The 19,406-nt window shown below is 69.6% G+C and carries 23 protein-coding genes, 1 tRNA gene and 1 other RNA gene; 18 read left to right on the top strand and 7 right to left on the bottom strand.

Annotated features, from left to right (window positions below):
- Nucleotides 1–281 precede the first annotated feature (281 nt).
- Both WAF18_RS17190 and gloB read right to left on the bottom strand, forming a co-directional pair.
- A complete protein-coding gene (locus WAF18_RS17190) occupies nt 282–1,493 on the bottom strand; it encodes a transglycosylase SLT domain-containing protein (protein WP_337246189.1) in 1,212 nt (403 codons plus the stop codon).
- Complete coding sequence (gene gloB, locus WAF18_RS17185; protein WP_337246188.1) at nt 1,490–2,257, bottom strand: hydroxyacylglutathione hydrolase; 768 nt, start codon at nt 2,255–2,257, stop codon at nt 1,490–1,492. The genes WAF18_RS17190 and gloB overlap by 4 nt, the downstream gene beginning before the upstream one ends.
- Before the next feature lie 44 nt (nt 2,258–2,301).
- On the opposite strand from gloB, the gene WAF18_RS17180 reads away from it, so the two are divergent.
- From WAF18_RS17180 to dnaQ, 3 genes are read left to right on the top strand one after another with little or no spacing between them, the layout of a single operon-like run.
- A complete protein-coding gene (locus WAF18_RS17180) occupies nt 2,302–2,955 on the top strand; it encodes a methyltransferase domain-containing protein (RefSeq protein WP_337246187.1) in 654 nt (217 codons plus the stop codon).
- 21 nt (nt 2,956–2,976) lie between these two features.
- Nucleotides 2,977–3,423, top strand: coding sequence for a ribonuclease HI (rnhA, locus tag WAF18_RS17175; protein ID WP_183426442.1), 447 nt, complete (start codon nt 2,977–2,979; stop codon nt 3,421–3,423).
- Between the two features lie 26 nt (nt 3,424–3,449).
- Complete coding sequence (gene dnaQ, locus WAF18_RS17170; protein ID WP_337246186.1) at nt 3,450–4,163, top strand: DNA polymerase III subunit epsilon; 714 nt, start codon at nt 3,450–3,452, stop codon at nt 4,161–4,163.
- 26 nt (nt 4,164–4,189) lie between these two features.
- Here dnaQ and WAF18_RS17165 read toward each other — a convergent pair whose 3' ends face one another.
- Nucleotides 4,190–4,894 carry a protein phosphatase 2C domain-containing protein gene (locus WAF18_RS17165; RefSeq protein WP_337246185.1) on the bottom strand — a complete coding sequence of 235 codons (705 nt, stop codon included), beginning with the start codon at nt 4,892–4,894 and terminating at the stop codon, nt 4,190–4,192.
- Between the two features lie 213 nt (nt 4,895–5,107).
- On the opposite strand from WAF18_RS17165, the gene WAF18_RS17160 reads away from it, so the two are divergent.
- On the top strand, nt 5,108–7,474 hold the full coding sequence (locus tag WAF18_RS17160; protein ID WP_337246184.1) for a PAS domain S-box protein: 2,367 nt from the start codon (nt 5,108–5,110) through the stop codon (nt 7,472–7,474).
- Nucleotides 7,471–7,815, top strand: a complete 345-nt coding sequence (locus WAF18_RS17155; RefSeq protein WP_337246183.1) for a response regulator — start codon at nt 7,471–7,473, stop codon at nt 7,813–7,815. Before WAF18_RS17160 ends, WAF18_RS17155 begins: the two co-directional genes overlap by 4 nt.
- A 27-nt stretch (nt 7,816–7,842) precedes the next feature.
- On the opposite strand, the gene WAF18_RS17150 is transcribed toward WAF18_RS17155, so the two are convergent.
- Together WAF18_RS17150 and WAF18_RS17145 are read right to left on the bottom strand one after the other, a co-directional pair.
- The gene (locus WAF18_RS17150) at nt 7,843–8,055 is read right to left on the bottom strand and encodes a hypothetical protein (protein WP_337246182.1); all 213 of its coding nucleotides are present in this window, start codon (nt 8,053–8,055) and stop codon (nt 7,843–7,845) included.
- Nucleotides 8,052–9,350 carry a sigma 54-interacting transcriptional regulator gene (locus WAF18_RS17145; protein ID WP_337246181.1) on the bottom strand — a complete coding sequence of 433 codons (1,299 nt, stop codon included), beginning with the start codon at nt 9,348–9,350 and terminating at the stop codon, nt 8,052–8,054. The genes WAF18_RS17150 and WAF18_RS17145 overlap by 4 nt, the downstream gene beginning before the upstream one ends.
- A gap of 317 nt (nt 9,351–9,667) precedes the next feature.
- Between WAF18_RS17145 and WAF18_RS17140 the strand changes: the two genes are divergently transcribed.
- Together WAF18_RS17140 and WAF18_RS17135 are read left to right on the top strand one after the other, a co-directional pair.
- Nucleotides 9,668–9,758, top strand: a tRNA-Ser gene (locus WAF18_RS17140).
- Nucleotides 9,759–10,256: 498 nt separating this feature from the next.
- Nucleotides 10,257–10,667, top strand: a complete 411-nt coding sequence (locus tag WAF18_RS17135) for a DUF6165 family protein (RefSeq protein ID WP_183426435.1) — start codon at nt 10,257–10,259, stop codon at nt 10,665–10,667.
- 12 nt (nt 10,668–10,679) lie between these two features.
- Here the strand turns inward: WAF18_RS17135 and WAF18_RS17130 are convergent, their stop codons facing one another.
- Nucleotides 10,680–11,762, bottom strand: a complete 1,083-nt coding sequence (locus tag WAF18_RS17130; protein ID WP_337246180.1) for a glycosyltransferase family 9 protein — start codon at nt 11,760–11,762, stop codon at nt 10,680–10,682.
- 49 nt (nt 11,763–11,811) lie between these two features.
- Between WAF18_RS17130 and WAF18_RS17125 the strand changes: the two genes are divergently transcribed.
- The 8 genes from WAF18_RS17125 (at nt 11,812) to ffs (ending at nt 16,375) form a co-directional block, all read left to right on the top strand.
- A complete protein-coding gene (locus WAF18_RS17125) occupies nt 11,812–12,570 on the top strand; it encodes a 3-deoxy-D-manno-octulosonic acid kinase (protein ID WP_337246179.1) in 759 nt (252 codons plus the stop codon).
- Nucleotides 12,570–13,328 carry an MBL fold metallo-hydrolase gene (locus WAF18_RS17120; protein ID WP_337246178.1) on the top strand — a complete coding sequence of 253 codons (759 nt, stop codon included), beginning with the start codon at nt 12,570–12,572 and terminating at the stop codon, nt 13,326–13,328. Before WAF18_RS17125 ends, WAF18_RS17120 begins: the two co-directional genes overlap by 1 nt.
- Complete coding sequence (gene moaA, locus WAF18_RS17115; protein ID WP_337246177.1) at nt 13,325–14,347, top strand: GTP 3',8-cyclase MoaA; 1,023 nt, start codon at nt 13,325–13,327, stop codon at nt 14,345–14,347. Before WAF18_RS17120 ends, moaA begins: the two co-directional genes overlap by 4 nt.
- A gap of 75 nt (nt 14,348–14,422) precedes the next feature.
- Nucleotides 14,423–14,941: a cyclic pyranopterin monophosphate synthase MoaC gene (gene moaC / locus WAF18_RS17110; protein WP_337246176.1), complete on the top strand. Its 519-nt coding sequence runs from the start codon at nt 14,423–14,425 to the stop codon at nt 14,939–14,941.
- On the top strand, nt 14,938–15,180 hold the full coding sequence (locus tag WAF18_RS17105) for a MoaD/ThiS family protein (protein ID WP_337246175.1): 243 nt from the start codon (nt 14,938–14,940) through the stop codon (nt 15,178–15,180). The genes moaC and WAF18_RS17105 overlap by 4 nt, the downstream gene beginning before the upstream one ends.
- Entirely contained in the window at nt 15,177–15,629 is a 453-nt protein-coding gene (locus WAF18_RS17100) for a molybdenum cofactor biosynthesis protein MoaE (protein WP_337246190.1), read from the top strand. Before WAF18_RS17105 ends, WAF18_RS17100 begins: the two co-directional genes overlap by 4 nt.
- Nucleotides 15,626–16,183 (top strand): hypothetical protein, encoded by a 558-nt coding sequence (locus WAF18_RS17095; protein WP_337246174.1) that lies wholly within the window; start codon nt 15,626–15,628, stop codon nt 16,181–16,183. Before WAF18_RS17100 ends, WAF18_RS17095 begins: the two co-directional genes overlap by 4 nt.
- 95 nt (nt 16,184–16,278) lie before the next feature.
- Nucleotides 16,279–16,375: signal recognition particle sRNA small type (gene ffs, locus WAF18_RS17090), an RNA gene on the top strand.
- A 56-nt stretch (nt 16,376–16,431) separates the two neighbouring features.
- Here ffs and WAF18_RS17085 read toward each other — a convergent pair.
- Nucleotides 16,432–17,601, bottom strand: coding sequence for a zinc-dependent alcohol dehydrogenase (locus WAF18_RS17085; RefSeq protein ID WP_337246173.1), 1,170 nt, complete (start codon nt 17,599–17,601; stop codon nt 16,432–16,434).
- Between the two features lie 266 nt (nt 17,602–17,867).
- Here WAF18_RS17085 and WAF18_RS17080 point away from each other — a divergent pair, with 266 nt between their 5' ends.
- The 3 genes from WAF18_RS17080 to WAF18_RS17070 all read left to right on the top strand — a co-directional run bounded on the left by WAF18_RS17080 (nt 17,868) and on the right by WAF18_RS17070 (nt 19,322).
- Entirely contained in the window at nt 17,868–17,996 is a 129-nt protein-coding gene (locus WAF18_RS17080; RefSeq protein WP_337246172.1) for a hypothetical protein, read from the top strand.
- 316 nt (nt 17,997–18,312) lie between these two features.
- On the top strand, nt 18,313–18,546 hold the full coding sequence (locus WAF18_RS17075; RefSeq protein WP_337246171.1) for a hypothetical protein: 234 nt from the start codon (nt 18,313–18,315) through the stop codon (nt 18,544–18,546).
- Nucleotides 18,547–18,740: 194 nt separating this feature from the next.
- Nucleotides 18,741–19,322 carry a hypothetical protein gene (locus tag WAF18_RS17070; protein ID WP_337246170.1) on the top strand — a complete coding sequence of 194 codons (582 nt, stop codon included), beginning with the start codon at nt 18,741–18,743 and terminating at the stop codon, nt 19,320–19,322.
- Nucleotides 19,323–19,406: the final 84 nt, after the last annotated feature.

Genomic DNA, 19,406 nt, shown 5'->3' with positions numbered 1-19,406 from the left:
CATGCCGGGCGTTTTGCTATGTGCTTCACAAGCTCGGTTGGGCGCGCCGTGTGCATCGCGATGCCGTCGCCGCATGGAGCAGACGGCAGGCGACGGCTTCGATTCGGTTGAGATGCGCGATTGCACAGCCGCGGAGATGTTCGTGCGTCGGGCTAGGCGCCGCGTCCAGCGACAGCCCTCGGCCGAGGGCGCAGCACGCACGTGCGCATCGATGCCGGATATGCGCGAACGTGCACGCATCCGGGTGACCGAGCCCGCAGGCAGGCCATGCACCTTGGCGCCTAGTGCGCCTCGCCGATGTGCAATTCCATGCCCGGACGCAGGATGCTGCGCGGATCGAGCCCGTTGCGGCGGAGCAGCTCCTGGCTGCTGAGGCCATAGCGGCGTGCGATCGACCAGACCGAATCGCCGCGCGTCACCGTATGCACCGACGGCGCTGCACTGCGCGTCGGTGCCGCCTGCGACGCGCCTGTGGCCGGCGGCAGCGGTTCGAACTCCGGCGGCGCTTCAGCCAGGAACACCGGTGGGGTCGCCGCGGCCTGCGGCACCAGGACCTGGGTGGGCTGTCCGATACGTGCGATGCGGCCGTCGGTGTGGGCCGGGTTGAGTCGCTTGAGCTGGGCGGCGTCGGTCTCGTGCCGTGATGCGAGCCCGTCGAGGTCGCGGATGCCGTCGGGGACGGGGATTGCCTGCAGGATCGGCACTTCGCGATCGAGCGCGGCCATCCAGTCCTCGCGCGTCTCGGCCTCCTTGATCAGGCACGACAGCGCATGCAGCTTGCGCACGTAAGCCTGGGTGAGCGCGGGCATCGGCAGTGCTTCCGGGTCGGCATTGGCCGCGACCTGGCCGGCACGCTCGAGCGCACCGAAGACGCGGTACTCGCCGGCGTTGTAGGCCATCACCGCCAGTCGCCAGTCGCCGGCGAACATGCCGTGCAGGGTCTTGAGATAGCGCACCGCCGCGCGCGTGGAATCGGCGGGCGACAGCCGGCCGTCATAGCCGGCGCGGATCGGGATCTTGTGGTTGCGCGCGGTGACCGCGATGAACTGCCATAGTCCGGCCGGCCCGGCCGTGCTGCGGGCGCCGGGCCGATAGCCGCTCTCGACGAACGGGATCAGCGCGTACTCGGTCGGCAGGTGCGCTTCGCGCACCGCATCGACCACGTAGCCGAACAGCGGCAGGACATCGGTGTTGCGCGAGACCAGTTGACGCGGGACATGCGCGAAGTGCGAGCGCCAGCGCTCGCTGGCATCGTCGCTGCAGTCCTGTTCGGCCAGTCCGTCGCGAAAGCGCAGGTAGATCTCCCGGCCGGTGCGCGTCGTCGCCTGAGGTGGCGCCGGGGGCGCCGCGGGCGTCGCAAGGTGCGCCAGGGCACCGGTAGGCGCTGAGGGCGGCGGCTCGGCGGGGCTGGGGGCGTTGCCGGCCTGGCACAGCGCCGAGACCGCGGCGGCCAGCAGGCCCGCCACGAGCCGGGTACGAGGGCCCGCCCTCATGCGCGGAAGCCGTCTTTCCAGTGCCGCAGCGCGGCGAACACGTCGGCGCGGCCAGCGCCCGGGGCGAGGTCGCCATGCGCGCAGGCCGCGGCCCGGACGGCCGGGGCGTCGACGCGCAGGAACGGATTGCAGGCAAGCTCGGCCTGCAGGGGAACGGGAAGCGTGGGCCGGTTGGCACTGCGCATCGAGACGATCTCCTGTTCGCGGCGCCGCAGCGCCGCGTTGTCCGGATCGACAACACGGGCAAATGCCGCGTTGGACCGGGTGTATTCATGGCCGCAACAAACCAGCGTATCGGCGGGCAGCGCCGCCAGGCGGTCGAGTGAGGCCAGCATCTGGACCGCGCTACCTTCGAACATCCGCCCACAGCCGAGGCTGAACAGCGTGTCGCCGCAGAACAGGTGGCCGTGGCCGACGAAGGCGATATGGCTGCGGGTGTGACCCGGCACGGCCAGCACGTCGAAAGCCCAAGGGCCGATCTCAAGCCGCTCGCCGTCACCTACCCGGCGGGTTGCCAGGGGGATGCGGGCGTCGTCGGGCGCGACGATCTCCAGCGACGGCCAGCGCTCGCGCAGGGCGGCGACGCCGCCGATGTGGTCGTTGTGGTGATGCGTCAGCAGCACCAGCGCCGGGCGCAGGCCCTGCTGCGCGGCCGCCAGCACCGGCCCGGCATCGCCGGGGTCGACGACCACCGCGGCGCCATCGTCGGCCGCGAGCGTCCAGATGTAGTTGTCCTCGAACGCACGCAGCGCCTGCAGTTGCATCGGTCGGGAAGGCGGTGGCGGCCGGAGGCCTTACAATGCGGACCATGCCCGCGATTTCTCCATCCGGTCAACCCGGCAGCGTCGGCGACTGGTTCCAGACCCCGGCCGGACGCGCGGTGCTCGACAGCGAACACGCCCTGGTGGCCGAGGCGCTGGGCGGGCATCCCGGCCTGCCCTGGCTGTGGCTGACGCCAGTCTCGCCCGAGATTGAGATCGACGGGCGCGGCCTGTGTCTGGTGCGCGGCGGCGGCGGCCTGCACGGCCCGGTGCGCTGCGCCTGGCCGTTGCCGCTGCCCAGCGAGGCCTTCGGTGCGGTGCTGCTGCAGCACGTGGTCGGCCCGCACGGCGAGGATCGTGGCCTGCTCGAAGAGGCCGCGCGCGTGCTCGCCCCTGGTGGTCACCTGTGGCTGCTGCTGCTCAACCCGCTCACGCCCTACCGTTGGCGCTGGCGTGGCAGCGGCATCGCCAGCGCCGAGCCGCTGGCCTGGCGCCGGCGGCTGCGCGAAGCCGGGCTTGCGCCCGACGCCGTCTCGCGCGGCGTCGGCCCCAGTTGGCGGCCGGTGGTGTCACCGACCCTCCAGCACGGCCCCGGCTTTCGTGCCGCCTACGCGATGCGTTGCCAGAAGCGGCATCTGCCGCTGACCCCGGTCCGCCAGCCGCGCACGCTGGCCCTGCCGGCCGCCGCGCCGGCGGCCTGACCTATCCGCAACAGGACATTGATGAAGTCGATCGAGATCTATACCGATGGCGCTTGCCTCGGCAATCCCGGCCCCGGCGGCTGGGGCGCGCTGCTGCGCTACCGCAGCACCGAGCGCGAGCTGAGTGGCGGCGAGCCCCAGACCACCAACAACCGCATGGAGTTGATGGCCGCGATCGCCGCGCTCGAGGCGCTGACCGAGCCCTGTCGGGTCGATCTGCATACCGATTCGCAGTACGTGCGTCAGGGCATCACCGAATGGCTGGCCAACTGGGTACGGCGTGGCTGGAAGACCGCCGGCGGCGGCGCGGTCAAGAATCAGGACCTGTGGCAGCGCCTGCAGCAGGCTTGCCAACGCCATGAGATTGCCTGGCACTGGGTGAAGGGCCACGCCGGTCACCCGGAGAACGAGCGTGCCGACGCGCTCGCCACCGCCGCCGCGCGCGCCCAACGCGCCGCGGTCGCCTGACCGACGACAAGAAGGAATTCCGACCGATGCGACAGATCGTGCTCGACACCGAGACCACGGGCCTGGAGTGGAAAAAAGGCAACCGGATCGTCGAGATCGGCTGCGTGGAACTGGTCGAGCGCCGCCCGACCGGCCGCACCTACCATCAGTACATCCGACCCGATGTGGATTTCGAGCAGGGCGCCGCCGAGGTCACCGGCCTGAGCCTGGAGTTCCTGGCCGACAAGCCGCCGTTCGAGGCGATCGCCGACGCCTTCCTGGCCTTCATCGACGGCGCCGAGCTGGTCATCCACAACGCTGCGTTCGACATCGGCTTTCTGGACTACGAACTGTCCCGGCTGGGCCCGCACTACGGTGACATCCGCAGCCGGGTGACGGTCGAGGACTCCCTGCTGCTGGCGCGCCAGCGTTATCCCGGCCAGCGCAACTCGCTCGACGCGCTGTGCAAGCGGCTGGGGGTGGACAACACCCACCGCCAGCTCCACGGCGCACTGCTCGACGCGCAGCTGCTGGCCGAGGTCTACCTGGCGCTGACCGCCGGCCAGCACGAGATCGGCTTCGCCGCGCCAGTCGAGACCCGGGCGACCGTGCAGGTGACTGCGGTGCAGCCGACCGGCGTGCGGCCGGCGCTGGTGGTGCCCGAGGCCGACCTCGCACTGCATGCCGCGCGGGTGGAGGCGATCCGCCGCAAGGCCGGCCAGTGCCTGTGGGACGCGCCCGTCGTGGCCGAGGCCGTCTAAGGCGGCGACCGGCTCGGCCGCGCCGCTCAGTGGCGGCGGATCAGGATCGCGGTGATGTTGTCCGAGCCGCCGCCGTCGAGCGCCGCGGCCACCAGACCGTCGACGCACTCCTGCGCGCTGCATTCGGCATGCGCCAGCACCTGCGCGATGGCCCGGTCGTCGACTTCTTCGGTCAACCCGTCGCTGCACAGCAACAACTGGTTGCCCGGCGCGAGTTCGCCGGCCAGCGTTTCGACATTGAGCGTCTGCGGGTCGGTGACCCCCAGTGCCTGGGTGACCACATTGCGCTGCGGATGGGTCCGCGCCTGGTCCACGCTCAGCGCGCCCTGGACGATCAGCGCCTGCACATAGCTGTGGTCCTGCGACAGCTGCGCCAGTTGCCCGTCGCGCCACAGGTACACCCGGCTGTCGCCGACCCAGGCGACCTCGAAACGGCTGCCGGTGACGCGCGCGGCGACCACGGTGGTGCCCATCGGCAGGGTGTCGCTACGCCGCCGCGATGCGCGGATGATCTCCTCGTCCGCCAACCGGATCGCCTGCGGCAGCGAGCGCCCCTGACGGATCTCGCGCACGATCGCCTCGCGCGCCAGCGCGCTGGCGACCTCGCCGTACTCGTGCCCCCCCATGCCGTCGGCGACCAGCCAGAGCCCAAGCTCGCTGTCGCCGTAGTAGGTGTCTTCGTTGAGCTCGCGGCGCAGGCCGACGTGGGTCAGATGTCCGAATTCGATCATGCGGGGTCTCCACGCCGCCGGGCCGGGCGCGGACCGGGGCAGGAAAGGGCTCGGGCGGCAAGGCTCGGAGGCGGGGTGAGGGCGCGCATGGGGCATTGTGGCGCCGGTCGGCCCGCCAGCATAGGCCGGCACCTGTACCGATCCCGTGTAGGCGGGCTTGCGGGCGCAGCCGGCTGCCGTATCGTGATGGCCTTGTCTGTCCCCGACCCCGCAATGCAAGCACCCGATGTCCCGTGGCACTGGAACGATGGCGAGATGGCCACGCGCATCCGCGCGTTCGACTGGCGATCCACGCCGATCGGGAGCATCGAGCGCTGGCCCGCGGCGCTGCGCCAGGCGGTCGCGACGATGCTCGATTCGCCGGCGCCGATGGCGATCGCCTGGGGCCCGAGTGGACTGCTGCTCTACAACGACGCCCATCGCGACGTGGCCGGCACCCGCCATCCGCGCCAGCTTGGCCTGCCGTTGATCGAGGCCTGGCCGGAGGCCGAAGCGTTCGTCGACCATATCCTGAGCGAAACCCTGGCCGGGCGTTCGCTGCAACTGCGCGGCCACCCGCTGGAGCTCATGCGCAACGGCGTGCCCGAGCGAGCGTTGTTCGACGCGGACTATTCGCCGCTGCGCGACGAGCAGGGGCGACCTGCCGGCATGCTGGCGATCATTCGTGAGCTGACCCGCGAGTCCATGCTGGCCGCCGCGCGCGAGGCGGGCCGGCACGAGGCCTTCCTGCTGGCGCTGGGCGACGAACTGCGCGGGCTGTCTGCACCGGCGGAGATCCTGCGCGTGGCCTCGCGCAGGATCGGCGAGCACCTGGGCCTCGATCGCGTCGGCCTGGCGACCGCCGATCCGGTGGGCGGCCTGCGCGTGCGGGAAGGTTGGAGCCGCGATCCCCGTGCGCCGGTGCTGCGGCTGCCCGACTGGGTCGCCGGACACGGTGATGTGGTGAGCCACAACGTCGAACGCGACACCACGTTCGATGCGGCGTCGCGCTCGGCGCTGCGGATGCAGGAGGTCGCCGCGCTGGTGATGACCGTGCGCGCCGGGCGCGGACAGCAGGGCGCATCGGTCTTCGTTGCGGCTGCGCGCACGCCGCGGCACTGGACCACCGCGGAGTTGAACCTGCTGCGCGAAGTCGGCGAGCGCGCGGGCGCGGCCTCCGAGCGGGCCGCTGCCGAGATTGCGCTGACGTCCAGCGAGCAGCGCTATCGCGCAGTCGTCGAGCAGGCCGGTATCGGCGTGGCGATCGCCGACCGCGACACCCGTCTGGTCTACGTCAACGAGCAGTACTGCCGGACGGTCGGCGCGCCGCGCGAAGCGCTGGTCGGCAAGCGGATCGAGGAGCTCACGCATCCCGAGGACTGGCCCGAGAGCGCCGCGCTGCTGCAGCGCGTGCTGGACGAGGGCGTGGCGAACGCCGTGGAAAAGCGCATCGTCGTCGATGGCAAGCCGTACTGGCTGCGGCTGTCGGTGGTGCCGTGGCGTGATGCCGACGGCGCGATCGTGGGCAGCCTGGCGGTCAGCATGGATATCACCGGTCGGCGCCAGGCCGAGCTGTCGCTGCGCGAAAGCGAAGCGCGGTTCCGGCAATTCAGCGACGCCTCGTCCGATGTGCTGTGGATTCGCAATGCCGAGACATTGGCGTTGGAGTATCTGAGCCCGGCGTTCGAAGCGATCTACGGCGTCGCGCGTGAGGTTGCCATCCGCGACCCGGGCCTGTGGATGTCGACGGTGCATGCCGACGACCTGCCCGAAGTGCGCGCACGCATGCGCAAGGTGCGCCATGGCGGCCGCGCCGACTTCGAGTTCCGCGTGCAACGCCCCTGCGACGGCCGCACGATCTGGGTGCGCAACACCGCCTTCCCGCTGTTCGACGATGCCGGTCGCGTACAACGGATTGCAGGCATTGGCCGCGACATCACCGCCGAGCGCGAGCACGCGGTGTTGCTCGAAACGCTCGTTGCCGAGCTCCAGCACCGCACCCGCAACCTGATCGCGGTGGTGCAGTCGCTGGCGCGCCGCACGTTGCAAGGCAGCCCGGACCTGGCCTCGTTCGCGAGCCGGTTCCGCGCCCGGCTCGATGCGCTCGGGCGGGTCCAGGGTCTGTTGTCGCAGGGGGCCGCGTTGGACCGTGTCACGTTCGACGCCTTGTTGCGCCAGGAGCTCGAGGCCCACGGCGTGGGCGAGGACGACCCCCGGGTCACGCTCGATGGACCGGCCGGCGTGCCGCTGCGCTCGCGCGTGGTGCAGACGCTCGCGCTCGCACTGCACGAACTCACGACCAACGCCTTCAAGCACGGCGCGCTGTCAGATGCGGGCGGGCAGCTGGATATCCGCTGGGAGATCGTGCCGGGTGAGGCCCAGCAGTCGACCGAGCTGCGACTGACCTGGCACGAACACGGCGTGGCCGGCATGGCGGTTGCCGATAGCGTCGCCGGTTACGGCCGCGAATTGATCGAGCACGCCTTGCCCTATCAGTTGGGCGCGCGGACGACCCACCGCTTGCTGGCCGACGGCATTCTGTGTCGCATCGATGTGCCGCTCGACGGTACGCGCGCGGTGCTGCGAGAGCGCGCAGCATGACGGCGCCGCGGATCCTGGTGGTCGAGGACGAGTACATGCTGGCGATGCACCTGCACGACGGCCTGTGTGCGCGCGGGATCGAGGTGGTCGGCCCGGTCGCCACGCTCGGCGCGGCGTTGGCCTTGCTGGAGCCCGAGCCCGATTTCGACGCGGCCATCCTCGACGTCAACCTCGATGGCGAGAAGAGCTACCCGCTGGCGCAACGCCTGCAGCGCGTGGGCATTCCGTTCGTGTTCGCCTCCGGCTACGACCTGGCCATGCTGCCAAGCGAGTTCGCCGCGTCCGCGCATTGCCTCAAGCCGGTGGACCTCGACCAGGCACTCCAGCAGTTGGGCTTCTGACCGTTGTGGCGTTGCCCGCAGCGCGTGTCAGCGCTGGTGCGCGGGCGGCGTCAGCAGCGTGCGCAGACGCCGGCAGGCCGCATCGGCCTCATCGAGGAACTGGGACGCGCGCGCCGGGTCGCCTGCATCCAGTGCACTGCGCACCGCGGCCGCGGCGATCGTCGCGGCGTTGGCGGCATTGCGCAGCGCGTGCAGCCATTCGGGATCGACCGCCCCCGGTTCGAGCACGGCCGCACTCACGGGGCGGCCTTGCGCACGTCCGCATCCTGCCCGGCCAGCCGCGCCAGCTGGTTGTGCACGGTGCGCACGCTGATGCCCAGTGCACGGGCCGTGGCGGTCTTGTCGTTGTTGAAATGTGCCAGCGTCTTGAGCAGCGCGCGCCGCTCGAGCTCAGCCAGGGTCGTGCCGACCGAGAACATGATCGACGTCTCCGACTCCTTGAGCACGGTTTCGCTGGGCAGGGTGGGGCGGATGTACAGGTCGTCGTCCTGCTGCAGCAGGTACGCGCGCTGCACCGCGCTGCGTAACTCGCGCACGTTGCCCGGCCAATCGTGGCGCAACAGGATGGACTCGGCGCCGGCGGCCAGCCGCTTGCTGCGGCTGTAGTGCGCGTTGAGCTTGTCGAGGAACACCTGGGCCAGCACCGTCGCATCCTCGCCGCGATCGCGCAGCGGCGGCAGCGGCAACGGCGCCAGCACGTGATAGAGATCGTCGCGCAGCGTGCCGTCACGCATCGCCTCGTGCGGGTCGCGATGGGTGCTGGCGATCAACCGCGTCTGTGGGCTGGCCAGCTCGGGGCCAGCCTCGAGCGCACGCAGCAACCGGGCCTGCAACGCCATCGGGACCGCCGTAAGGTCGGTCAGCAGCAATGTGCCGCCGCGCGCGCGCACAAAGGCATCGCCCAGACCGCCCGCCGGGTCGAACAGCTCGGTGGCGAGTCGGTCGGGCTCGGTTGCACCGCAGTCCACCGTCACCAGCGGCCCCTGTCGTCCGCTGGCGGTATGCAGCGCACGCGCCACGAGCGTCTTGCCTGTGCCGCGCTCGCCCCAGACCAGCACCGGTGCGTCGGTGGCCCCGATGCGCAGCACCTGATCCACGACCCGGCGGATCTGCGGCGAGTTGCCCGCGATGTCGCTGATCGCGCCCGGCACGTCCGGGGACGGCGGCGGCTGATAGCGCGCCACCACGCGTTCCATCAGCCGGCGCAGCTGCGTCGCATCCAGCGGCTTGACCAGATACTCGATCACCGGAGAGGCGACCGCGCGCGCGGCCGATTCCACCGTCGGTCGTCCGGTCACGATCGCGATTTGGCCATGCTCGGCCAGGTCGATGTCGTCGAGCAGGTCGAGTCCCGAGCCGTCGGGCAACTGCAGGTCCAGCAGCATCAGGTCGGCGCGGGCGCGGGAGAGATAACCGCGAGCCTCGGCGAGTGTCTCGGCCAGTTGGACGCGCAGCCCGGCCGCGAACGCGAGTTGGCCGGCGGCGCGGGAAAACGTGCCGTCGTCGTCGAGGATCAGCACGGTGGGTTGCGGCATGGCAGGGGTCCGTACTGGGAAAATCTCGACTCTAGGCAGTGCGCAGTTAATGGGGCGTCGAGGGGCAGGGCAGGGCAGCGCTCGAGTGTGAATGCGCTGTGCGGCTCCGCGTGTGGCGACGAAGAGGCGGCGACGGGAGTGCGATGCACGGCGTTTGCCGCGGGTGCAAAGTGAGGGGCGGCCGTTCGACCGACTGCCCGACTTGGTCACCGGGCCATCGGGCCGCCGACGGCCCATTCGGCGTCGCCGGCTTGTCGGCCACGCACCGCCCCCGTATGATTGCGCCCCCGGGTTCTGCACGCAGGCCCGGGACCACCGGAGAGGTGGCAGAGTGGTTGAATGTACCTGACTCGAAATCAGGCAGGCGTTTATAGCGCCTCGGGGGTTCGAATCCCCCCCTCTCCGCCAGAATCGACAAGGGCTGCGTCCTGGACGCAGCCCTTTTTCGTTGAAGCCCTCCCCGCAAGCGGGGGAGGGTTGGGTGGGGGCGCAGGTCGACGCGATGTTTTCGGCCTTGGTCGTTAAAGCCCCGGCCCCCACCCGACGCCTTCGGCGTCGACCTCCACCCGCAAGCGGGGGAGGTGGCGCGCTGCCAACGCTCGCGATCTCTGATCGAGACCGCGAACAGCCCTCCCCCGCGTGCGGGGGAGGGTTGGGTGGGGGCCGCAGGTCGACGCGGTGTTTTCGACCTTGGTCGCTAAAGCCCGTGCCCCCACCCGACGCCTTCGGCGTCGACCTCCACCCGCAAGCGGGGGAGGTGGTGCGCTGCCAACGCTCGCGATCTCTGATCGAGACCGCGAACAGCCCTCCCCCGCGTGCGGGGGAGGGTTGGGTGGGGGCAGCGCCCGCCGTCGGCCCATCCGCGGCAGCGGTACACTGGCCGGCCCATCTGTTCCGGCAGTCCCCATGTCCGAGATTTCCGTGCCCGTGTCCTTCGGCGAACTGCTCGACAAGATCTCGATCCTGCAGATCAAGTCCGAGCGTATGACCGATGCCGCCAAGCTCGCCAATGTACGCCGCGAGTTGACCGCACTCGAGCAGACCTGGATGGCGCATCCGGGCGCCGGGCACGACATCGTGCGCCTGCGTGCCGATCTCAAGGCGGTCAACGAGCGGCTGTGGGACATCGAGGACGAGATCCGGCTCAAGGAGAAAGCCCAGGCCTTTGACGCCGATTTCGTGCGGCTGGCGCGAAGCGTCTACATCGAGAACGACGAACGCGCGCGCATCAAGAAGGCGATCAACCTCGCGCTGGGCTCAGCCTACGTCGAAGAGAAGTCCTACGCCGACTACCGCACCGGCGACGCCGCCCCCTGATTTTCTCGCCGCTCAGGCTTGCCCGAGGTCGGCGCGCCGCCGCTCGAACGCGGCGATGGCGTCGTCCACCGTCACCAGTGCCATGACATCGTCGAACTCGATCTTGGTGCCCCACTTGAGATCGGCCGCCGGCTTGCCGAGGAAGCGGCGCGCAGCGTCGTCGTAGCGATCCACGCAGAACCGGAGGTCCGAGTACGGGCCGCTGCGCACCGGATTGCTGGCCGCATGCAGGCCCAACACCTTGGTGCCCATGGCATTGGCGATGTGCATCGGCCCCGAATCGGGCGTGACCAGCAACTGCGCGCGCGCCAGCAGCGCGGGCAATTGCTTGAGCGTGTCCTTGCCGACCAGGTCCAGCGCTTCGTGCCGCATCGCCGCCAGGATCGCGTCGGCCGTGCTGCGCTCCAGTTCGCTGCGCCCGCCGCACAGCACCACCCGCCAGCCGGCGTCCGCAGCATGGTCGGCGAGGGCGGCGTAACGGTCGGGATACCAATTACGACGCACGTGGCTTGAGCACGGCGAGATCATCAGCACCGGCCGGCCATCGTCGTCCCACTGCGCCCGCGCCCAGGCGTGCGCGTCGTCGGGCACCGGCATCTCCCAGGTCACGGTGTCCTGGCGCAATCCCAAGGGCTCGCAGAAGCTGCCGATCGCGTCGAGCACGTGGATGCCGGGTCGGTCGGGAATGCGCTCGTTGACGAACAGGCCGTGCAGGTCCTTGGACCGGGCCCGGTCGTAGCCCACGCGGCGCCGCGCCGGTACGAAGCCCGAGAGCAGATTGGCGCGCGCGGCGACCTGCATCTGCAGCAGCGCGTCGAACCGGCGCGCATCGCCCAGCCGCGCCTGCAACTCGTGCCGCATCGCGCGCATGCCGGCCAGCCCGCTCTTCTTGTCGTAGACAACGAACTCGACGCCGGGCAGGCCTTCGAGCAAGCGATGCTCGCCCTTGCCGATGACCCAGCTCAGCGCGAGATCGGGCCAGGCCCGGCGCAACGTGGCGATCAACGGCAGCACATGGGTCACATCGCCGAGCGCCGACAGGCGCAGCAGACACACCGATTGGGGCCTGAAAGCAGGCGCCTGGCCGGTGGGCACGGGAGAAACGACGGTCGGGGCAGGGGCCAAGGCTTGATAGACTCGCTGGATGAGCAGATTCGACCCCAGCGAAAGCCTGACGCCGATTCCGGCGGACGGTCGCACGGGCGAGTACGGCGCCATTCTGTTCGACGGCACGCAGCTGCGGCAAGCCGACCCACGCTGGTTCGATCCGGCCAAATGGGGCGAGCGCGCGCAGCGGGTCTCGGGCAGCGGGCGTGGCGGCGCATGGTTCATCGACGCCTCGCACGGCCCCTGCGTGCTGCGACAGTACCTGCGCGGCGGCATGGTCGGCCGCGTCAACCACGAGCGGCACCTGTGGCGGGGTGGCCCGCGCGTGCGCAGCTTCGTCGAGTTCCGGCTGCTGCGCGAGCTAATGCGGCGCGACCTCCCGGTGCCGCAGCCCATCGCCGCGAGCTACCTGCGCCGTGGGCTGACCTACCGCGCCTGGATCCTGATGGAGCGGCTGGTGGACGTGCGGTCGCTGGCCGAGCTGGTGGCGCAATCGCCGGACGACGCGCCCTGGGAGCAGACCGGCCGCCTGATCGCGCGCTTCCACCGCGCCGGCTTGGACCACGCCGACCTCAATGCCCACAACATCCTGTTCGACAGCCTGGGCAAGGGCTGGCTGATCGACCTCGACCGCGGCCGCCTGCGGATTCCCGAAACCCGCTGGCGCGCACGCAATCTCGCGCGGCTGGAGCGCTCGTTGCAGAAACTGCGCGGGGCACGCAGCGAGGACGCGGTGGCGGCGGACTTCGCACGCCTGCGCCGCTCCTACGACGTGCTCTGGAGCCGGGGCATCTGATGGACTGGGCATTGCGGTTTCTGGGCGTCGGCAACGCCTCGGCGGTGGCACTGGGCTCGCCGATGGCGACGATCGAGCGCGATGGCGCGCCGTGGCTGACGATCGACTGCGGCAATGAAGGCCTGACCGCGCATCTCGAGCGTTATGGCGAGGCGCCGCGTGCGCTGTTCGTCACCCATGTGCACCTGGATCACGTCGGCGGCTTCGAGCGCCTGTTCGTCGACCGCTACTTCGACCCGGCGCGCCGCGGCGCGATGCCGCTGTACGTCCCGGCGCCGGTGGTGCCGCTGTTGCACCGGCGCGTGGCCGACTATCCCAACGTGCTCGCCGAGGGCGGAGCGAACTTCTGGGACGCGTTCCGGCTGATCCCGGTCGGCGATGCGTTCTGGCACGACGGTGTGCGCCTGGAAGTATTCCCGGTGCGCCACCACTGGCCGGAGACGGCCTACGGCCTGCGCCTGCCGGGCAGCCTGGTGTGGAGCGGCGACACCCGGCCGATTCCCGAGATGCTGGCCCGGTATGCCGATCGCGACGAGCTGATCGCCCACGACTGCGGCCTGCACGGCAACCCCTCGCACAGCGGCGTCGACGATCTCGAGCGCGAGTACCCGCCGGCGCTGCTGGCGCGCTGCGTGCTCTACCACTACGCCTGCGACGCCGATGGCGAGGCGCTGCGCGCCCGCGGCCATCGCGTGGCCCGCCCGGGCGAGCGGTTCGCACTGCGTGCACCGGCGCCTGTGCAGGATGTCGGCGCATGAGCGCCTTGCCGCAACTGCCCCAGGCCCCGCTGGACCGGCTCGGCCGCCCGCTGCACGACCTGCGGCTGTCGGTGATCGAGGCCTGCAACTTCCGCTGCGGCTACTGCATGCCGGCCGACCGCGTGCCCGACGACTACGGTTTCGACCAAGCCGGACGGCTGTCGTTCGACGAGATCGAGACCCTGGTGCGTGGCTTTGCGCGGCTGGGCATGCGCAAGCTGCGCATCACCGGCGGGGAGCCGCTGCTGCGCAAGCAACTGCCCACCCTGATCGCGCGCCTGGCCAAGATCCCCGGCATCGACGACCTGGCGATGACCACCAACGGCGCGCTGCTCGCCCGCCAGGCCCAGGCGCTGCGCGATGCCGGCCTGCGGCGGCTGACGATCAGCCTCGATGCGCTCGACCCTGCGCTGTTCCATCAGCTGTCGGGCGGGCGCGGCGACATCGACGCAGTGCTGGCGGGCGTCGCCGCGGCCGAGCGCGCGGGGTTCTCGTCGATCAAGTTGAACTGCGTCGTCCAGCGCGGCGTCAACGACCACGAAGTCGAACGCATGGCCGCGCACTTCCGCGGCACCGGACACGTCCTGCGCTTCATCGAATACATGGACGTGGGCACCTGCAACGGCTGGGACCGCGCGCGGGTGGTGCCCTCGCGCGAGTTGCATGCGCGCATCGCCGCGCACTGGCCGCTGCGCGCGCTCGATGCCGACTACCGCGGCGAGGTGGCCGAGCGCCATGCCTATGCCGATGGCGCCGGTGAGATCGGCTTCATCAGCTCGGTGACCGCACCGTTCTGCGGCGACTGCCACCGCGCCCGCGTCTCGGCCGACGGCAGTCTCTACACCTGCCTGTTCTCCGGCCAAGGGCAACCGCTGCGCGGCTGGCTGGCCGAGGGCGAGGCCGCATTCGCCTCGCGCCTGAGCGACCTGTGGTCGCGTCGCGCCGACCGCTACAGCGAACTGCGCGGCAGCACCCGCGCCCCGCGCCGGCACGTCGAGATGTTCCTGGTCGGCGGCTGAGCGGAGCGCCCCATCAGGGGACGCCGGACACCGGGGCCGGTACCATCTGAGGTCCGCAGTCACCACGCAGGCGCCATGGCCCGTAGGAAATCTCAGTCGTCCCCGGCGCTGACCCATATCGATCCCGAGGGCCGCCCGACCATGGTCGACGTCTCGGCCAAGACCATGACCGCCCGCGCCGCGAGTGCCGAATGCCGCGTCCGCTTCCCGGCGGCCGTCGCCGCGCAACTGCGCGCCAGCGGCCTGCGCAGCGCCAAGGGCGGCATCGTCGACACCGCGATCGTCGCCGGCACGATGGCGGTCAAGCGCACCCATGAGCTGATCCCGTTCTGCCATCCGTTGCCGATCGACGGCGTGCGGATCGCGATCGACTGGAGCGGCGAGCGTGAGCTGCGCATCGACTGCACCGTCAAGACCACCCACCGCACCGGCGTGGAGATGGAAGCGCTGACCGGCGCCACCGTCGCCGCGCTGACCGTCTACGACATGTGCAAGGCGCTCTCGCACGCCATCGTGCTCGGACCGGCGAAGCTGGTCGGCAAGCGCGGCGGCAAGCGCGACGTCGGCACCATCGAAGGAGGCGCCACGCCATGACCGACGTCCGACTGCTGTACTTCGCCAGCCTGCGCGATGCCGCCGGCCGCAGCGAGGAAACCTGGCAGACCACCGCGCCCGACCTGCGCGCGCTGTACGCCGAAGTGCGTGCGCAGCACGGTTTCGCGCTGCCGGCCGAGCGGCTGCGAGTCGCGGTCGACGGTGCCTTCGCACGCTGGGACGATGCGGTCCGCGGCGACAGCGAGGTCGCCTTCATTCCCCCGGTCAGCGGAGGCTGACGATGGACGACCGCGACTTCTGGCTGGCCGACGCCCCGCTCGACCTGGCACCGCTGCGCGCGCGTCTGCAACACGACCGCGCCGGCGCCTTCGCCAGCTTCGAGGGCTGGGTGCGCAACCACAATGACGGCCGTCCGGTGCTCGGGCTGCGTTACGAGTCCTACGTCGCACTGGCGCAGGCCGAAGGCGCGAAGGTGATCGCCGAGGCCCGCGAGCGATTCGCGCTGTGCGCGGCGGTGTGCGTGCATCGCATCGGCGACCTGGCGATCGGCGACATGGCGGTGTGGGTGGGCGTCTCCGCCCCGCACCGGGGCGCGGCGTTCGATGCCTGCCGCTACATCATCGACGAGATCAAGGACCGCGTGCCGATCTGGAAGCACGAGCGCTACGCCGACGGCGATGCCACCTGGCTGCACCCCGAGCCGGGGGAGGGCGGGGCGCCGCGATGAGTCGCGCTGTGTCGGCCGGCATCCTCGCGGTGCTGCTGGCCGCGTGCGCCAGCGCACCTGTCCCGCCCGAACCGCCACCCGCGCCGGCTGCGCACGGCGAAGTCGGTGCGGCATTGCTGGCACCCGACGGCGACAGCAACCGCATGGCGCTCGCTCGCCACCAGCGCTTCGTCTATCCCACGCTCGAACAGCCCGCCGCATTGCCCGACTATCCGGCAGACCTGCTCCCGCTGCGTCTGCCGCCGGTCGAGGTCTGCGTGGATGTCGTGGTCGGCACGGACGGTCAGGTCGTCGCCGTGGCCGAACGCCCGGACGCGCGCTGTGCGACACCGGACGGCGTACCCGATCGCGCCGCATTCGTGACGCCCACGCTGGCCGCCGTGCGCGTCTGGACTTACTGGCCGGCGGCGCTGTGCACCGCGCCGGACAGCTTCGATGGCGATGACCCCTGCGCCGCGCCGGGCGTGACCGAAACGCTGACCCCGGTCCGGCTCTCGTATGCGATCCGATTCCGCCAGCACGACGGCGTGCCGGTGGTCGAGCGCAGCGAATGACGCACAGCCGATAGGCGCAAGCGCGCCTGCCCTGCTAGAATCCCCGTCCCGCTGCTGCGGGGCCGGCTCGGCCGGCGCGTGTCTCCATGGTGGCCCCGTCGGCCCCTCGCGACGCTAGATCGAAAATCCCGCCAGGGCCGGAAGGCAGCAACGGTATCGGTCGATGCGGGCGCCGAGGTCAGTCGGCGGGGCCATCGCCTTGTCCGGGCCCGCATCGCGGCGCCGGCGAGGCCGGCGCCACGTCATGCTCAGGGCGTGAGCACCACCTTGCGGCAGGCATCGCTTTCGTCCTTGCCGTCGAAGATCTCGTACCCGCGCGCCGCGTCTTCGAGCTTCATCCGGTGCGAGATGATGACGTCCGGCTGCAGATCGCCATTGCCGATGCGCGTCAGCAGCTCGGGCATGTAGCGCTGCACATCGGTCTGGCCCATCTTGAAGGTCAGGCCCTTGTCGAACGCATCGCCCAGCATGAACGCGTGGATGAAGCCCGCATACACGCCCGGAATGCTGACCGTGCCCGCACGCCGCGTCGCCGCGATGCACTGCCGGATCGCCGCCCCGCTGCTGGTCTCCAGCTTGAGCCCGGTCAGCACGGTGTCGGCCTTGCTGCCCTTGGCCTCGAAGCCGACCGCATCGATCGATGCATCCACGCCGCGCCCGTCGGTCTGCGAGACGATCACATCGGCCGGATCGTCGATCTCCTCGAAGTTCAACGGGATCACGCCATAGGTCGCCTGTGCGAAGTCGAGCCGGTACTGATAACGATCGACCATAAAGATGCGCTCGGCCCCAAGCATCCGACAGCACGCGGCCGCCATCAGCCCGACCGGGCCGGCGCCGAAGATCGCGACTGTCGAGCCCTTCGTGACCTTGGCATCGATGACCGCCTGGTAGCCGGTGGGCAGGATGTCCGACAGGAACAGCACCTGCTCGTCGCTGAGCACCTCCGGCACCACCAGCGGGCCGACGTTGGCCTTGGGCACGCGCACGAACTCCGCCTGGCCGCCGGCGATGCCGCCATATAGATGGCTGTAGCCGAACAACGCCGCCGGCGGCCGGATGCCCTTGCGGTTGAGCGACGCGCCCTGGCCGGTGTTGGTGGTCTCGCAGGACGCGAACTCCGATAGTCGGCAATGGAAACAGTCGCCGCAGGCGATGACGAACGGGATCACCACCCGATCGCCCTTGCGCACCGAGGTCACATCGGCGCCGACGTCCTCGACCACCCCCATGAACTCATGGCCCAGAATGTCGCCGTCGTGGATTTCAGGGATCTTGCCGCGATACAGATGCAGGTCCGAGCCGCAGATCGCGGTGGCGGTGACGCGCAGCAGAATGTCGTCGCGCTCGCGCAGCACGGGGTCGGGCACCGTCTCGACCCGAACATCCCGCGTGCCGTGATAGGTCAGGGCTTTCATTGCATCTCCTTGGGGGGCAAAGCCCGGATGCAACCAAGCACGGCCGCAATGCGGTGTGAGCGGGTGGGGCGTGTATGCGGCGCAGCCGGCAAGATCGCCACCCTTGTTCCAGGCGTCCGAACCATCTCGCATTGGGAGGCAGCCACGCTAGTTCATAAAGCCGGCAAAACGCGCGACGGATGAATGCAGCGCCATCGCACGCGGATAACACCCTGGGGCGCAGCGTCGCGACTGTGGCGAATGTCCGCCGCAAGGAGATAACCATCATGAGTCCGAGCAACCAGAACCCGCGCGAAGGCCAGAACCAGAATCCGCAGCAGGGTGGCCGCGAGCAGCGCCAGGACGACAACCAGCGCGAGCCCGGCCGGCCGGGGCAGAGCGAAGAAGAAGAGTAAGCGGCAAGCTCGATCGAACGCCCAGGGAGGGGCGTTCGGGTTCGAGGCATCGGGAGTTTGGAGGCGTCCGCCAGCGCAGTGACGAAGATGGCCTGTTGTACGGCCGGAACGTACGGCGGCAGCACAGGCGACGAAGCGAAGATCTCTTATCGATCATGACATGCGTACGCGTAGGAATATCCCTACTGGCACACGAGTAGTTCTCTGATTCTCTTTTTCCAATCGACCTACGAGATTGGGTCGTGCGGTATGAGTGCGTGCTGATGACATCAGACGCACGCCGAAGCCGCATCACGCCAACGCATGGAGAAAGCAGATGAAGGTATTAACGAAGACGCTGGGCACCCTCGCCATCGGGTTGTCGCTCACGATCGGAACCGCATCGTCTCAGTCATTCGAGACGCCCCCTGCGAGCGAATGCACCGCCAATGGCGTGATCGGATCCGTGGATCTGTTGAACGGGCAGCGCGTTTTCATGTGCCAGAACGGCGAGTGGCGATTTCTGTACGAATGCACCTTCGACGCCAGCGGCTACTGCGTCATCCACTGAGTGATCGACTCGCCCACTCGGCGATCTGCGGACCGCTCGCGCAATGTCGCGGGCGGTTCGTTGTTCGTTTGGAAATGGAAAGCGCCGCGTCTGCTGAGTCCCACTTCCCCTGAATTCGGGGCTCCCCATACACCAGTATCCGGCTGTGGTAAAACGCCTCAGCGGCGGCATGACGCTGCCGGTCAGGGGGCAACATGAAAGCGATCACGGCTGTGGTTGTTGTTGCGATAGCGAGTGCGGGATGCTCGACCCTCAAAAGAGAGCCCATCATTCAGGCTTATGGGAAAAATGAGTGGACAATCGGTACGGTAACGACCTGGAGTCCTGATAAAGCCGCCGCAGTCGTAATAGGTAGCAAGGCCTGCATGCAGCTGCCAACGCGTCTGGTCAACCTTGGAACGTCCGGTGCTGCTGCAGGTAATGCCAACGTGTCGGGACAAGGCAGTGTCGGCGGTGGTGGCGCAGGCGACTTCAGATCGGATGCAACATCAGCACTTGTTGCGACAGAGCGGACGACCTTCCTGTCGTTTGGCCTGTTCTACATCTGCCAAATGGCGATGAACGAATCAATCGACAAGGCCACGCTGCAGAGTATGCTCAGCATGGTGGTTCAAACGTCGGCCACCCTGGAGCCGCCGCCGATACAGCCGCCCGCGTTCGTGGTGGCAGAGCACTTCACGATGCATGCGCCTCCGCCAGAGAAGCCGGTGGAGGCGAGTCAGGAGGAACAGTCGGAACGAGTTACGCCGGCCCCGCAATTCAGTATTGAAGAGTAGTGATCTGGCTTCGCTCGCATCCGGGGAGGGCGGGCGCGCCGGTCGGCAATCGCTGCGTTGCCGACAGCGCGCCCGCCACCCTTT

Origin of the sequence: Luteimonas sp. gir (genome assembly GCF_037198055.1) — a bacterium.
Lineage (GTDB): Bacteria > Pseudomonadota > Gammaproteobacteria > Xanthomonadales > Xanthomonadaceae > Luteimonas > Luteimonas citri_A.
This window is presented reverse-complemented; position numbering and strand designations above follow the sequence as displayed.